The sequence below is a fragment of the Halorubrum sp. SP3 genome, from assembly GCF_005435195.1.
GTDB classification, from domain to species: Archaea; Halobacteriota; Halobacteria; order Halobacteriales; family Haloferacaceae; genus Halorubrum; species Halorubrum sodomense.
On the sequence record NZ_SGTU01000564.1, the window covers coordinates 1 to 302 of the forward strand.

Annotated in this window: 1 protein-coding gene; it reads right to left on the reverse strand. The window is 54.3% G+C overall.

Features of this window, described 5'->3' with window-relative positions; all coding sequences use genetic code 11:
- A partial coding sequence (locus tag EXE42_RS20945; protein WP_369333808.1) for an alkaline phosphatase family protein occupies positions 1 to 300 on the reverse strand: 300 nt, incomplete at its 3' end.
- Between the last annotated feature and the right edge of the window lie 2 nt (positions 301 to 302).

Below are 302 nucleotides of genomic sequence, written 5' to 3' on the forward strand. Positions count from 1 at the left end.
AAGCACACTCCCGACATCGTTAATGAGTCGTACATCGGTTGCTGACATCGCAGCCTCGTGGGTGTGTTCTCCCTCCTGAAGTCCATGATCACTGATCAAGACGAGCTCGTCTTCTTCGCCGAGATCTTCTCGGAGTTCGCCCACAAACTCGTTCATCTCTTCGTACGCTCTCATTTGAAGTCCGGGCTGAGCGTACGCGACGTGGCCAACGAGATCGAGACCACTCGTGTATCCGAACACGAGTTCGTGCCGTTGACTCCTGAGTGCTCGTCGTACCAGTGCGATTCGGATCATCGACATCT